The 14,645-nt window shown below is 71.9% G+C and carries 11 protein-coding genes; 7 read left to right on the top strand and 4 right to left on the bottom strand.

Features of this window, described 5'->3' with window-relative positions; translation table 11 throughout:
- The first annotated feature begins 33 nt into the window (after positions 1-33).
- The gene (locus tag ACN20G_RS03310; protein ID WP_424211196.1) at positions 34-1,776 is read left to right on the top strand and encodes a pyruvate dehydrogenase; all 1,743 of its coding nucleotides are present in this window, start codon (positions 34-36) and stop codon (positions 1,774-1,776) included.
- 170 nt (positions 1,777-1,946) lie between these two features.
- Positions 1,947-2,471 (top strand): ATP-binding protein, encoded by a 525-nt coding sequence (locus ACN20G_RS03305; RefSeq protein WP_424211195.1) that lies wholly within the window; start codon positions 1,947-1,949, stop codon positions 2,469-2,471.
- Positions 2,472-2,568: 97 nt separating this feature from the next.
- Here the strand turns inward: ACN20G_RS03305 and ACN20G_RS03300 are convergent, their stop codons facing one another.
- Complete coding sequence (locus ACN20G_RS03300) at positions 2,569-3,660, bottom strand: DUF2637 domain-containing protein (protein ID WP_424211194.1); 1,092 nt, start codon at positions 3,658-3,660, stop codon at positions 2,569-2,571.
- Between the two features lie 234 nt (positions 3,661-3,894).
- Positions 3,895-4,686: a (2Fe-2S)-binding protein gene (locus ACN20G_RS03295; protein ID WP_424215349.1), complete on the bottom strand. Its 792-nt coding sequence runs from the start codon at positions 4,684-4,686 to the stop codon at positions 3,895-3,897.
- 275 nt (positions 4,687-4,961) lie between these two features.
- Here ACN20G_RS03295 and ACN20G_RS03290 point away from each other — a divergent pair, with 275 nt between their 5' ends.
- Positions 4,962-5,846: a GntR family transcriptional regulator gene (locus ACN20G_RS03290; RefSeq protein ID WP_424211193.1), complete on the top strand. Its 885-nt coding sequence runs from the start codon at positions 4,962-4,964 to the stop codon at positions 5,844-5,846.
- A gap of 70 nt (positions 5,847-5,916) precedes the next feature.
- Here ACN20G_RS03290 and ACN20G_RS03285 read toward each other — a convergent pair whose 3' ends face one another.
- A complete protein-coding gene (locus ACN20G_RS03285; protein WP_424211192.1) occupies positions 5,917-6,708 on the bottom strand; it encodes a hypothetical protein in 792 nt (263 codons plus the stop codon).
- Positions 6,709-6,911: 203 nt separating this feature from the next.
- Complete coding sequence (locus ACN20G_RS03280; RefSeq protein ID WP_424211191.1) at positions 6,912-8,585, bottom strand: PucR family transcriptional regulator; 1,674 nt, start codon at positions 8,583-8,585, stop codon at positions 6,912-6,914.
- A 255-nt stretch (positions 8,586-8,840) separates the two neighbouring features.
- Here ACN20G_RS03280 and ACN20G_RS03275 point away from each other — a divergent pair, with 255 nt between their 5' ends.
- From ACN20G_RS03275 to ACN20G_RS03260, 4 genes are all read left to right on the top strand, one after another.
- Positions 8,841-9,737: an FAD binding domain-containing protein gene (locus tag ACN20G_RS03275; RefSeq protein WP_424211190.1), complete on the top strand. Its 897-nt coding sequence runs from the start codon at positions 8,841-8,843 to the stop codon at positions 9,735-9,737.
- Between the two features lie 2 nt (positions 9,738-9,739).
- Positions 9,740-10,345: a (2Fe-2S)-binding protein gene (locus tag ACN20G_RS03270; protein ID WP_424211189.1), complete on the top strand. Its 606-nt coding sequence runs from the start codon at positions 9,740-9,742 to the stop codon at positions 10,343-10,345.
- 2 nt (positions 10,346-10,347) lie between these two features.
- On the top strand, positions 10,348-12,750 hold the full coding sequence (locus ACN20G_RS03265) for a xanthine dehydrogenase family protein molybdopterin-binding subunit (protein WP_424211188.1): 2,403 nt from the start codon (positions 10,348-10,350) through the stop codon (positions 12,748-12,750).
- 395 nt (positions 12,751-13,145) lie between these two features.
- Positions 13,146-14,600: an NCS2 family permease gene (locus ACN20G_RS03260; protein WP_424211187.1), complete on the top strand. Its 1,455-nt coding sequence runs from the start codon at positions 13,146-13,148 to the stop codon at positions 14,598-14,600.
- Positions 14,601-14,645: the final 45 nt, after the last annotated feature.

Genomic DNA, 14,645 nt, shown 5'->3' with positions numbered 1-14,645 from the left:
CCCGCCGCCCCGCGCTGAGAGGAGCGATCGACGATGGCCAAACGCAACGTCGCCGAGCAGTTCGTGGACACCCTGGTCGACGCCGGGGTCCAGCGGATCTACGGGGTGGTCGGCGACAGCCTGAACCCCGTCGTGGACGCCGTGCGCCGCACCGACGGCATCGACTGGGTGCAGGTCCGGCACGAGGAGGCCGGGGCCTTCGCCGCCGGGGCCGAGGCCCAGGTCACGGGCCGGTTGGCGGTGTGCGCCGGGTCCTGCGGGCCCGGCAACCTGCACCTGATCAACGGCCTGTACGACGCGCACCGCTCGATGGCCCCGGTGCTGGCCCTCGCCTCGCACATCCCGTCCTCCGAGATCGGCCTGGGCTATTTCCAGGAGACCCACCCGGACCGGCTGTTCGCCGAGTGCAGCCACTACAGCGAGCTGGTGTCGAACGCGGCGCAGATGCCCCGGCTGTTGCAGACCGCGATCGGGCACGCGGTGGGCCTCGGCGGGGTCAGCGTGATCTCCCTGCCCGGTGACGTGGCCGCCGAGCCCGCGCCCGACGAGGCGGTGTCGGCGCTGCCGTCCGCGACCCGGCCGAGCGTGCGGCCCGGGGACGCGGAGATCGAGGCCCTGGTGCGGATGATCGACGAGGCGGACAAGGTCACCCTGTTCTGCGGCAGCGGGGTCGCGGGGGCGCACGCCGAGGTGATGGAGTTCGCCGAACGGGTCAAGTCCCCGATCGGGCACGCCCTGCGCGGCAAGGAGTGGATCCAGTACGACAACCCGTACGACGTGGGCATGAGCGGGCTGCTCGGCTACGGCGCGGCCTACCAGGCCACCCACGAGTGCGATCTGCTGATCCTGCTGGGAACGGACTTCCCCTACCGGGCGTTCATGCCGCAGGACGTGCGGATCGCGCAGGTAGACATCCGGCCCGAGCGGTTGGGCCGGCGGGCGGCGGTGGACCTCGCCGTGTGGGGCGACGTGCGCGAGACCCTGCGCTGTCTGAACGGGCGGGTGCGGGCCAAGACCGACCGCCGGTTCCTGGACCGGATGCTGCGCAAGCACGCCGACGCCCTCGAAGGGGTGGTGAAGGCTTACACGCGGAAGGTGGAGAAGCACACCCCGATCCATCCCGAGTACGTGGCCTCGGTGCTCGACGAACTCGCGGACGAGGACGCGGTGTTCACCGTGGACACCGGCATGTGCAACGTGTGGGCGGCGCGCTATCTTTCCCCGAACGGCAAACGCCGCGTCATCGGTTCGTTCAGCCACGGTTCGATGGCCAACGCACTGCCGCAGGCGATCGGGGCCCAGTTCGTGGACCGGGGTCGTCAAGTGGTGTCGATGTCCGGTGACGGCGGGTTCTCGATGCTGATGGGAGATTTCCTCACCCTGGTGCAGTACGACCTCCCCGTCAAAGTGGTGCTCTTCGACAACTCTTCGCTGGGAATGGTGGAGTTGGAGATGTTGGTTTCCGGCCTTCCGTCGTACGGGACCACCAACCGCAACCCGGATTTCGCGGCGATGGCCCGCGCGGTGGGCGCGTACGGGGTGCGGGTCGAGAAGCCCAAGCAGCTCAGCGGTGCTTTGAAGGACGCGTTCAGGCACCCCGGCCCGGCCCTCGTGGACGTGGTCACGGACCCCGACGCGCTGTCGATTCCGCCGAAGATCCGGGCCGAGATGGTGGCCGGTTTCGCGCTTTCCGCCGGGAAGATCGTGCTGGACGGCGGGGTCGGGCGCATGATCCAGATGGCGCGATCCAACCTGCGGAACCTGCCGCGCCCTTAACGGAATCCTCACCTCCACCGACCCCCGATGCGTGCGGATCCGCCCCGGGGGCATTCATCCCGTAGACCTGTTCGAGCACGTGCGCTGACGGGAGGTACCTCGCCGTGTGGGTGGGGGCGAAGATCGGAAAGTCCTTGCGGAAGGGCCGGCACGGGGCGCGGGAGCCCGCGGTGGGCCCGGTCGAGACCATCGTCGCCGCCGGCGACGACCCGACCCCGTCGACCCCACCCGGCGCGCCGACCGTGGAGTGGAGCAGGGCCCTGGTCCGCTCCGACCTGCGGGCCGTGGGCGAGGTCCGCAGGGACCTGCGGGAGGTCCTGCGTCGACACCGCTGTCGGCCGGAGGCGGCCGACGTGGCCGAACTGCTCACCACCGAACTCGTCACCAACGCCCTCGTGCACACCGACGAGGGGGCGGGGGTCACCGCCCGGATCGACCCCGACGGGTTGCGCGTCGAGGTCCGGGACCGGATGCCGCACCTGCCCCGGCCGCTCGTACCGTCCGCCGACGACGGTACGCACGGCCGGGGACTCGTGTTGGTGGAGGCCCTCGCCGACGCCTGGGGCGTGGAGCCGCAGGCCGGCGGCGGCAAGGTGGTGTGGTTCGAACTGCGCGACCGCGCGCGGTCGGAGGCCCGGGAGGCCGGGGTCGAGAGCGGGGCCGAGGCCGGCGTCGAACGGCCCCGGTGCGCCTAGGGTTGGTCGTACCCGGGCCCGCACGTGAGAAGGCCGGGTCGACCGGTGGGCGGGGAGCCCGGGTCGACCCGGCGGGGTGGGGCTGCCGCCTGGCGGGTCAGCCGAACTGCTGCTCCATCTCCTTGAGTTTGCGCTCCAGGTTGTCGAGCCGGGGAATGGCCTGGGTGTCGTCCTCCGCCGTGAGGTCCACGGTGCGGGAGCCCTGGGCGCCGTAGCCGTCCGCGCCGTCGCCGGACTGCACGGCCTGGAGCGAGGGGCGTCTGCGCACGGGGAGGCCGCCGGCGTCCGCGCCGGGGGACTCCGCCGGCAGGGCGGCCCCGCCGCCTCCGCCGCCCCCGCCGCCGGGGGTGATGGAGCTCGGCTCCACCGGTTCCACCTGGCGGCCCCGGGAGCGTCCGAAGGCGCGGTTCTGCCGGCCGATGGCCTTGAGGCGGGCGCGTTCCAGTCGCTGCTGTTCGCGGCGCCGCAGCCGGTCCCGTTCGCGTTCCCGCTTGTCCTCGCGGACCTCGTCCACCGCCTCGTCGAGGGTGCGGACCCCCTCCAGCAGCATCAGCGACCAGGCCGCGAAGGTCTCGCGGGGCGCCCGCAGCCAGCGGACCATGCGGATCTGCGGCAGGGGCCGCGGCACGAGGCCCTGTTCGCGCAGGGCGGCCCGACGGGTCTGCTTCAGGGCCCGGTCGAAGAGGACGGCCGCCGACAGGGACATGCCCGCGAAGAACTGCGGGGCCCCGTCGTGTCCGAGCCCGCGCGGGGCGTGCACCCAGTTGAACCAGGCGGCGGCGCCGGCGAACAGCCAGACCAGCATCCGGGAGCCGAGGGCGGCGTCGCCGTGGCTGGCCTCGCGGACGGCGAGGACGGAGCAGAACATGGCCGCGCCGTCCAGGCCGAAGGGGACGAGGTACTCCCAGCCGCCGGAGAGGTTGAGGTTCTGCCGGCCGAAGCCCACGAGCCCGTGGAAGGAGAGGGCGGCGGCGACGGCGGCGCAGCAGAACAGCAGCACGTAGCTGGCGGTCCCGTAGACGGCCTCCTTGCGGCGCCGGCGCTCCTCGCTGCGTTCCCAGCTTTCGTCGGTGCCGGCCTTCTCGCTCTCGCGCCGCCCCCGGGCCAGGACCGCGACCGCCGCGAGCACGCCCAGGATCAGCAGGCTGCCGGGCAGCAGCCAGTCCAGCGATATGTCGGTCAGTCTCATGGGGGTGTCCCTTGCCTCGCGAATGCCGCTTCGTGCGCGTGCCTGTTTCTTCGAGGGGACATGGTGGCCGACGGGGTCGGCGCGGCACCGGCGTTTCGGGTCAAGAGACACCGGACGGGGCCGAGGGTCCGCCTGATGGGGCGTTCCCGGCCGAACGTGCGTACCGGTGCGAGGGGCTGCGTTCGAGCGGAGGTCACCCGGGGGAGTGGGTCACGCGTCCGCCCGGGTGAGTGTTCAGGCGGTCTCGGCGGCGAGGAGGAGAGCGGCCCGGTCGCTGTCACAGATGCGCGGGCAGGTGACGCAGAGGTCCTCGGGGCGGATGGTGTAGAAGAGGCAGCAGCTCACGCGGTCCCGATGTGCGACCTTTGTCCCGTCGGGGGCGGTCAGTTCGCGGAAGCCGTGGCCGCCCACGTACGGGGCGGTGGCGCCGGGCAGCAGCAGGGCCAGTTCCGCGCGGGCCCGCTCCGGTTCGCCCAGGGCCGTCCCCAGGTACAGCAGGCTTTCGGCGAGGTCGTCGGTGACCAGCGCCCACAGCGCGCGCCGGCCGCGCCGGGCCCGCCGGCCGAGGCCGGTCAGCAGGGGTTCGGCGTGCTCGGCGACGGCGGCCCGCAGTTCGGCCCGCAGGGCCTCCTCGTTCGGGACGACGTGCGCGCCGGGCAGGTGGGCCGCCGGATCGTCGGGGAGGCAGGCGAAGGAGTCCACGCGCACGTCGAAGTGCCCGTCCTCCCGGTGGAAGGCCACCCGGTCCACGGACAGCCGGGGGACCCGCCGGTCCAGGAACCAGGGTGCGGAGAAGAGCAGGCACGCGCTCCACAGGTACCGGTGCAGGCCGAAACCCGCCGTCACATCGGGCCGGGCCGGGGCGCCGTAGTCGCGCAGGATCTGCCGTTCGTCCCAGTCGAGGAAGCCGTCGCCGGCGGCCCCGCCGGTCGCGAGCGCGGCGATCTCGACCCAGCCCGCACCGCACGGGCCGGGGTCGAGGGGGGCGCGTTCGGTGACCCGGATCCCCGGATACGCCGCGTTCATCCGTGCGTACGCCGAGGTCACCGGAGAGCCGGCCGGTGACGCGAGCGGGACGGGGAACGAGGCCAGGAGGGTCACGGCGGGCCACCGAATCGTCGGGGGAGGGAACGCGGGCAGGGGGGAACACACCGAAAAGCGTTAACAGGTAAGCCTTACCTTACCTCAACCTTTGGGTGATGAGGACGACGATTTCCGGCCATGGCGCGCAAGCGTCGCCTATCCTCGGGGGCGGCAGCGACAGGGTGTGATCGAAACAGGACAACCGGAGGAGGACCCCCGTGTCGGATTCGAACCGGGACCGCCCATCCGACCGGACGACCGGAACCACCCCGGCGTACCCGGCCGACCCCCGTCAAAGCCCCGCCCCCGGGCGCCGCGAACCCGGCCCCGAAGCACCCCACGCCCCACCCGGACCCGAGTCCCCGGCCGCCTTCATACCCGCCCAGGGCCGCGCCCTTGACCCGGCGCCGCCCGCGCACCCGGCCGCCGACACCGACGCCGACACCGACCTCGCCCCGGCCCCCGGACCGCCCCGCGCCCGGGTCCTGCGCCACTCCGTCCGCGACCAGGTCCTCGACGCCCTGCGCGCCGCCCTCCTCGACGGCGAACTCGCCCCCGGCGGCATCTACTCCGGCCCCGCCCTCGCCACCCGCTTCGGCGTCTCCGCCACCCCCGTGCGCGAGGCCATGCAGCGCCTCGCCACCGAAGGCGCCGTCGAATGCCTCCCCAACCGCGGCTTCCGGGTCCTCTCCCGCACCCCGAGGGACCTCGCCGAACTCGCCGAGGTCCGCGCCCTCCTCGAACTCCCCGTGATGCTGCGCCTGGCCCGCACCGTCCCGCCCGAGACCTGGACCGCGCTGCGCCCCGCCGCCGCCGCGACCACCACCGCCGCCGAGGCCGCCGACCTGCCCGCCTACGCCGAGGCCGACCGCGCCTTCCACCGCGCCGTCCTCGCCCTCGCCGGCAACACCCGGCTGCTCGCCGTCACCGAGGACCTGCACCGCCGCGCCCAGTGGCCGCTGCCCGGCGCCCCCCGGGCCCGCCGCACCGAACTCCTCGCCGACGCCGCCGAACACGCCGCCCTCCTCGACGCCCTCACCGCCGGCGACCTCCCCGCCGCCGAGGCCCTCATCCACACCCACCTGACCGGCCCGCCCCGCTGACCGGCCCGCCGAACGCCGAGAGGGGCCCGTCGCGCACGCGACGGGCCCCTCTCGACGAACACGAGCGCCGCTACCCGACCTCGACGGCCGGCGGGCCCGACTGGTGCGGGAGCTGGTCGGCCAACCAGGTGGGAATGCCGCCCAACAGCTGGAACAAGCGCCTGGCCTCGGCCCGCAGCCGGGTGGCCTCCGCCTCCGGGGCCGCCTCCGCCAGCGCCACCAGCGCGGGCGCCGTGCCCACCAGGAAGCCCAATTCCTCGCGGATCCGCAGGGATTCGGAGAACCCGTGCCGGGCCTCCGCCAACTCCCCGTCCCGCAGCGCCAGTCCGGCCAGATGGCGCCAGGTGAACGACAACAGCAACTCGTCGCCGTGCGCCGCCGCGCCCTCGTGGGCCCGCACGTACGCCGGCCGCGCCGCCTGCGGAGAGTCCGCCAAGTGCTCGGCGACCAGCCCGCGACGGAAGTCCAACAGCGGCCGGGTGCGCGAATCCGGCGGCAACAGCGCCGCCGCCCGACCCAGCGCGGAGCGGGCCTCGTCGGCCCGGTCACGGATCCCGAGCACCGTCGAGGCGTACGCGAGCTGACCGCGTTCGCAGGCCGCCGCGCCCCGGGCGTCGTCGTCCCGGGCCACCGCCTCCGCCGCGCGCAGCGCGTCCTCGGCCTCCGGCCAGCCGTGCCCGGTGAACAGGCACCGCTCCACCAGCAGCGCGGTGCGCTGCACGGCCGGACCGGCCTCGTGGGCGTGCGGGATCAGCAGGGCCGCGGCGTCCGTCCAGCAGCCGCGCGACCGCAGTCGCCATATCGCCCTCTGGAGGGGGTCCGTGCCCCCGGTGGTTTCGGCACCGGCATCGGCATTCGACATGGCGGTGTCCGCCACATTGCCCTCCCCAAGCAACCAAGCAGCACGTCGTTGAGCCCTGGGCCGAAATGACAGCACGAATCGAGCGGTGCGGCCAAGGGGTCGGGTGAACTCTTTCACAAAGTAACGACGTGCCGCCGGCCGCCCCCCGGTTCGCTCCCGCGACCGGGGTCACGGCGCTCACCTGGGGGTTCGGGGCCCGCGGCTCAGCTCATGCGCAGCGCGAGGAAGAAGTCCAGCTTGTCCTCCAGCCGCGAAAGGTCCCGCGCCGTCAACTGCTCGATTCGCCCGACCCGGTAACGCAGCGTGTTGACGTGCAGGTGCAACCTGGTCGCGCAGCGGGTCCAGGAGCCGTCGCAGTCGAGGAACGCCTCCAGGGTCGGGATCAGCTCCGCGCGGTGCCGGCGGTCGTAGTCCCGCAGCGGGTCCAGCAGTCGCGCGGTGAAGGCGCGGCGCACGTCGTCGGGCACGAACGGCAGCAGCAGCACGTGCGAGGCCAGCTCGTGGTGCCCGGCCGCGCAGACCCGCCCCGGTCGCGCCGCGGCCACCCGACGGGCGTGCCGGGCCTCCTCCAGCGCCCCGCGCAGCCCCTCCGCGGAGTGCACGGCGGCGCTGACGCCGAGGGTGAGCCGGCCGTCGTCCGACAGGCCCGCCGCGAGCGGCTCGCGGACCGCGGCCAGCAGGGCGTCGGCGTGCAGGGCCGCGTCGGGGGACTTGTCGTCGGAGTCCCCGGTCAGCGCGGGCAGCGGGACCAGGGCGATGGCCTCGTCCCCGGCGTGCGCGACCGCGATCCGGTCCGAGGGCTCGGGCCCCGAGACCGAGGGGTCGACGAGGATCTCCTCCAGCAGCGACTGGGCCACCGGGCCGCCGGCGATCGCGCCGCCGTCCCAGTCCACCCGCGCCACCACGACCTGCCAGTGCGGGGCGCTGCCCAGCCCGGGCAGCAGCACCGGCGCGGCCACCCGCAGGCGGGCCGCGATCTCGGCCGGCGCGGCGCCGGTCTGCACCAGCTCCAGCACCTCTTGGGCCAGCCGGCGGCGCACGGTGCGCGCCGCGTCCCGGCGGTCGCGTTCCACGGCGATCAGCTGGGTGACGCCCTGGAGCAGGTCCAGGCGCTCGGCGGGCCAGTCCCCGGCGTCCGCCTCGACGGCCAGCAGCCAGTCCGAGAGCACGCTCTCGCGCACGTCCCGCGAGGCCGCCCCCGCGCCCCGGCCGTGGCCGCGGATCGGGAACAGGGAGTACGCAATACCCTGGATGGAGATGCGGTGGGGGCCGCGCCGCCCGGTGCGGACCGCCGCGAGGTGTTCGCTCGCCAGGGCCTGGCAGACCCCGGGGGCCAGCGGTTCGCCGGCGCCCGCGATCTGTCGCCCGGTGGGCGAGAGCACCCAGGCCCGCAGATCGAGGTCGGTGGTGAGCAGGTCCAGCACCACGTCGGGACCGCCGCCGGCGGGCCCGGAGGTCATCAGCCGGCGGTGTCGGTCCACCACGGCCGCGAGGTCCCCGGCACGCTCGCCGGACACCTGCCGGACCACGTGCTCGGTGATGGTCGCGAACGCGACGTCCTCGTTCACCGCGAACAGCGGGAGGCGGTTGCGCAGGCAGGCCGAGACCAGGTCGTCCGGGATGTCCCCCAGCTCCGCCTCGCCGGCCGCGAGGCCCGCGACCCCGGCCCCCGCGAGGATTCGTACGAACGGCTCGGAATCGGCCGCATTTCTTCGCCAGGCAAGCCCTGTGAGGACGAGTTCTCCGCCCGAGAGGTATCTCGACGGATCCCGCAGGTCGGTCGTCATGACCCCCCGCACCGTCCGATCCAGCTCGTCCTCGCCGCCCAGCAGCCGCAGCCCGAGCGCCTCGGTTTCCAGCAGTGCGCGCAGCCGCATGATGTCGCCGCCGATCTGTCTCGATGTCGCCGTTGAAAAACGGGCAGGTCGTCGCATCCTGCCTTTCATACGAATCTACAAGACGAACGAGGTCCCCAGGCAACTGCTTCATGGTTTCGGTGACTGCACCGGGAGGGAGTGGGGCTTGTGTACTGACTCCACACCGCGTTAACAGCACGTGAACGACCAGTCGAGGGCCTTTGGGCCCACTGGCTTGAAGTGAACGACCCGATTCAAAGAAGAAGAGAGCCACACATGGACTTCCTTCGCCCCGCCAGCTGGGAGGAGGCGCTCGCCGCGAAGGCCGAGTACCCCACCGCTGTGCCGATTGCGGGTGGCACCGATGTGATGGTCGAGATCAACTTCGACCACCGCCGTCCGGAGTACCTCCTGGACCTCAACCGCATCGAGCTGCTGCGGGAGTGGGAGGTCGCCGAGGACGTCGTCCGTCTGGGCGCGTCCGTCCCGTACACCCAGATCATCGAGAACCTGCGCACGGAGCTGCCCGGGCTCGCGCTCGCCTCCCACACGGTCGCGTCCCCGCAGATCCGCAACCGCGGCGGCGTCGGCGGCAACCTCGGTTGCGCCTCGCCCGCCGGTGACGCCCACCCGGCCCTGCTGGCCTCCGGCGCGCAGGTCGAGGTGGAGTCCGTGCGCGGCTCCCGCCTCATCCCGATCGACGAGTTCTACACCGGCGTGAAGCGCAACGCGCTCGCCGCCGACGAGCTCATCAAGACGGTGCACGTGAAGAAGGCCACCGGCGCGCAGCAGTACTCGAAGGTCGGCACCCGCAACGCGATGGTCATCGCGGTGTGCGCCTTCGGCCTCGCGCTGCACGAGGAGACCCGCACGGTCCGCACCGGCATCGGTTCCGCGGCCCCGACCCCGATCCGCGCGAAGGCCGCCGAGGAGTTCCTCAACGCCGCGCTCGAGGACGGCGGCTTCTGGGAGTCCCGCAAGGTCATCACCCCCTCGATCGCCAAGCAGTTCGGAGACCTCGCCTCCGGCGCCTGCAACCCGATCGACGACGTCCGCGGCACGGCGAAGTACCGCCGTCACGCGGTCGGCATCATGGCTCGCCGCCAGCTCGTCTGGACGTGGGAGCAGTACCGCGGCACCGGCAACGGCCGCACGCTTGAAGGAGCTGCGTAATCATGCGTGTCAATTTCACGGTCAACGGTCGTCCGCAGGAAGCCGACGACGTCTGGGAGGGCGAGTCCCTTCTCTACGTGCTGCGTGAGCGCCTGGGCCTGCCCGGCTCGAAGAACGCGTGCGAGCAGGGCGAGTGCGGCTCCTGCACCGTCCGTCTCGACGGCGTGCCGGTCTGTTCCTGTCTGGTCGCCGCCGGTCAGGTCGAGGGTCGCGAGGTCGTGACCGTCGAGGGCCTGGCCGACTTCGCCAAGCAGCGCGAGGAGCACGGTCACGGCGGTGCCTGCGGCACCGGCGGCGGCTGCGGCTCGAAGGGCGTCGCCCTGGACGCGGCCAAGCAGTGGGCCGCCAAGCCGGGCGACTCGCAGACCGGCGAGGGCGTGGAGCTCTCCACCATCCAGCAGGCGTTCATCGACGCCGGCGCCGTGCAGTGCGGTTTCTGCACCCCGGGTCTGCTCGTGCAGGCCGACGCGCTGCTGGAGCAGAACTCCGACCCGTCCGACCAGGACATCCGTGAGGCCCTCTCCGGCAACCTCTGCCGTTGCACGGGCTACGAGAAGATCCTCGACGCGGTCCGCCTCGCGGCCGCCCGTCAGGGAGAGGCTGTCTGATCATGGCGCAGAACACGCGCACCGTGCCTTCCGGTACGCCCACGAACGTCACCCAGAAGCACAACAAGGGCGGCATCGGGGAGTCCACGCTCCGTCCCGACGGCACCCTCAAGGTGACGGGTGAGTTCGCCTACTCCTCGGACATGTGGCACGAGGACATGCTGTGGGGCCAGACCCTGCGCAGCACCGTCGCCCACGCCGAGATCGCGTCCATCGACATCTCCGAGGCCCTCGCCCTGCCCGGCGTGTACTCGGTGCTGACGTACGCGGACCTGCCGGCCGAGATGAAGAACTACGGCCTGGAGATCCAGGACACCCCGGTCCTCGCCAACGGCAAGGTCCGTCACCACGGCGAGCCGGTGGCCCTCGTGGCCGCCGACCACCCGGAGACGGCCCGCCGCGCCGCCGCGAAGATCAAGATCGACTACCGCGAGCTGCCGGTCATCACCACCGAGGCCGCCGCGCTCGCCGAGGACGCGATCCTGATCCACGAGGGCCGCGACGACCACCACATCGGTCACGTCCCGCACCCGAACATCGTGCACCGCCAGCCGATCATCCGCGGCGACGCGGACGAGGCCGCCAAGCGCGCCGACGTGATCGTCTCCGGCGAGTACACCTTCGGCATGCAGGACCAGGCATTCCTCGGCCCCGAGTCCGGCCTGGCCGTGCCCTCCGAGGACGGCGGCGTCGACCTGTACGTCGCCACCCAGTGGCTGCACTCGGACCTCCAGCAGATCGCCCCCGTCCTGGGCCTGCCCCCGGAGAAGGTCCGCATGACGCTCTCCGGCGTCGGCGGTGCCTTCGGCGGTCGCGAGGACATCTCGATGCAGATCCACGCCTGCCTGCTGGCCCTCGCGACCAACAAGCCGGTCAAGATGGTCTACAACCGCTTCGAGTCCTTCTTCGGGCACGTGCACCGTCACCCGGCGAAGCTCTGGTACGAGCACGGCGCCACCAAGGACGGCAAGATCACGCACATGAAGTGCCGGATCGTGCTCGACGGCGGCGCCTACGCCTCCGCGTCCCCGGCCGTCGTCGGCAACGCGTCCTCCCTCTCGGTGGGCCCGTACGTCATCGACGACGTGAACATCGAGGCCATCGCGCTCTACACGAACAACCCGCCCTGTGGCGCGATGCGCGGCTTCGGCGCGGTCCAGGCATGCTTCGCCTACGAGGCGCAGATGGACAAGCTCGCGGCGAAGCTGGGCATGGACCCGGTCGAGTTCCGCCAGCTCAACGCCATGGAGCAGGGCACGATCATGCCGACCGGCCAGGTCGTGGACTCGCCGGCCCCGGTCGCCGAGCTGCTGCGCCGGGTCAAGGAGCGCCCGCTTCCCCCGGAGCGCCAGTGGGAGACCGCCGGCGAGGGCGCGGACGTCCGCGCGCTGCCCGGCGGCCTGTCGAACACCACCCACGGCGAGGGCGTCGTGCGCGGCGTCGGCTACGCGGTCGGCATCAAGAACGTCGGCTTCTCCGAGGGCTTCGACGACTACTCCACCGCCCGCGTGCGCCTTGAGGTCATCGGCGGCGAGCCCGTCGCGATGGTCCACACGGCCATGGCGGAGGTCGGTCAGGGCGGCGTCACCGTGCACGCCCAGATCGCCCGCACGGAGCTGGGCGTCACCCAGGTCACCATCCACCCGGCCGACACGCAGGTCGGCTCCGCCGGTTCCACGTCCGCCTCGCGGCAGACGTACATGACCGGTGGCGCCGTCAAGAACACCTGTGAGGCCGTGCGCGAGGCGCTGCTGGAGATGGGCCGTCGCAAGAACGGCTCGTACCACCCGGCGTGGGCCCACGCGGAGCTGCTCCTGGAGGGCGGCAAGGTCGTCACCGACGCCGGCGAGGTGCTGGCGGACATCGCCGACATCCTCGAGGACGAGGCGATCGACCTGGAACTGGAGTTCCGCCACCGTCCGACCGTGGCCTTCGACCTGGTCACCGGCCAGGGTGACGGTCACGTCCAGTACACCTTCGCCGCGCACCGCGCCGTGGTCGAGGTGGACACCGAGCTCGGCCTGGTCAAGGTCGTCGAGCTGGCGACCGCGCAGGACGTCGGCAAGGCCCTGAACATGCTCTCCGTGGTCGGCCAGATCCAGGGTGGCACCACCCAGGGTCTCGGCGTGGCGGTCATGGAGGAGATCATCGTGGACCCGGTGACGGCGAAGGTGCGCAACCCCTCCTTCACCGACTACCTGATCCCGACGATCCTCGACACCCCGACCATCCCGGTCGACGTCCTGGAGCTGGCCGACCCGAACGCGCCGTACGGTCTGCGCGGTCTCGGCGAGGCGCCCACCCTGTCCTCCACCCCGGCCGTCCTCGCGGCGATCCGGGCGGCGACGGGCCTGGAGCTCAACAAGACCCCGATCCGTCCCGAGGCGCTGACCGGCACCCTCTAGGGTCGCCGGCCCGCCCAGGGCCACCTGCTCTCCGGGCGATGTGACCGGGAACGTCACACTTCACGTCACATCGCCCGGAGTACGAAGTACCGCACCGCTCGCGGTTCTCTTCACCTGCTTCACCCGGCAGTACCAGCGGCAACGGCAACACCGGCCATCCCGGCAGTACCGGTAACACCACGTAGTACACACAGCCTCGGAAACACCGGCGGTAACAGCAGCACCTGCGGAAACGCAGTAGTCAGCGGCACCTTCCCGTGCCCCGCAGTACATCCGAACGCTTCGTCTCGGGCCGTCCCCCGGGTCGTGCGGCCAACGCACCATCCCAAATCCCGCAGCTTCCCATACGAATCCCGTATAGCGGGTGCCCCTTTGAACCTTGGGAGTCAGGCACCATGACCCAGTCGTCTGTGGAGCCCAAGACCTCGTCCGAAGACGCCGGTTCCGGTACGCGGAACCCGGCCGGACGGTCTTGGCTCGACCGGTACTTTCACATAACCCAGCGTCAGTCCAACGTCGGCAATGAGATCCGTGGTGGCATCACCACGTTCATGGCCATGGCGTACATCCTCCTGCTGAACCCCCTGCTGCTCGGCGGCAAGGACTCGCTCGGCGGCACGATGGCCCCCTCCGCCATCATCACCGCCACCGCCTTCGCGGCGGCCCTGACCACGCTGCTCATGGGCTTCGTCGGCAAGGTCCCGCTCGCCATGGCCGCCGGCCTCTCCGTCTCCGGCGTGCTGGCCTCGCAGGTCGCCCCCGAGATGACCTGGCCGCAGGCCATGGGCATGTGCGTCATCTACGGCGCCGTGATCTGTCTCCTGGTCGTCACCGGCCTCCGCGAGATGATCATGAACGCGATCCCGCTCGCGCTCAAGCACGCGATCACCATGGGCATCGGCATGTTCATCGCGCTGATCGGCCTGGTGAACGCCGGCTTCGTCCACAAGAACGAGAAGGGTGCGCTCATCACCCTCGGCCCCGCCGGCGAGCTCGCCGGTTGGCCCGTGCTGATGTTCGCGATCACCCTCCTCGTGATCTTCATGCTCCAGGCCCGCAAGGTGCCCGGTGCCATCCTGATCGGCATCGTCGGCGGCACCGTCCTCTCGGCGATCCTCCTCGCGATCAACCCGAACGCCTGGGGCGACAAGCCCGCGCCGGGCCTCAAGGGTTCCCCGATCTCCATGCCCGACTTCTCCCTCTTCGGCACCGTCGAGTTCGGCGGCTGGGACAAGATCGGCGTGATGACGGTCGGCATGATCGTCTTCACCCTCGTGCTCGCCGGCTTCTTCGACGCGATGGCCACCATCATCGGCGTCGGCACCGAGGCCAAGCTGGCCGACGACAAGGGCCGCATGCCCGGCCTGTCCAAGGCCCTGTTCATCGACGGCGCCGGCGGCATCGTCGGCGGTGTCGCGGGCGGCTCCGGCCAGACCGTGTTCGTCGAGTCCGCGACCGGCGTCGGCGAAGGCGCCCGTACCGGCCTCGCCTCGGTCGTCACCGGCCTCTTCTTCGCCCTGTGCATCTTCTTCACCCCGCTCACCGGCTACGTCCCCGGCGAGGTGGCCTCCGCGGCCCTGGTCGTCATCGGCGCGATGATGATGCAGAACGCCCGCCACGTGGACTGGTCGGACACCGCGACCGCGATCCCGGTCTTCCTCACCGTCGTGATCATGCCCTTCACGTACCAGATCACCGCGGGTGTGGCCGCCGGTGTCATCTCCTACGTGGCGATCAAGGTCGCGCAGGGCAAGTTCCGCGAGATCGGCGGGTTCATGTGGGGCCTGACGGTCCTGTTCCTCGTGTTCTTCTCGCTCCACCCGATCGAGAGCTGGCTGGGAGTCAACTAGCCGCTCGGTCGGCAGGCCGGGCGCACTCCGCCCGGCCTGCCGACC

The organism is Streptomyces dryopteridis (genome assembly GCF_049606955.1).
Taxonomy (GTDB): Bacteria; Actinomycetota; Actinomycetes; order Streptomycetales; family Streptomycetaceae; genus Streptomyces.
The sequence above is the reverse complement of the archived record's forward strand: the minus strand, read 5'-3'. Positions and strand labels throughout refer to the sequence as shown.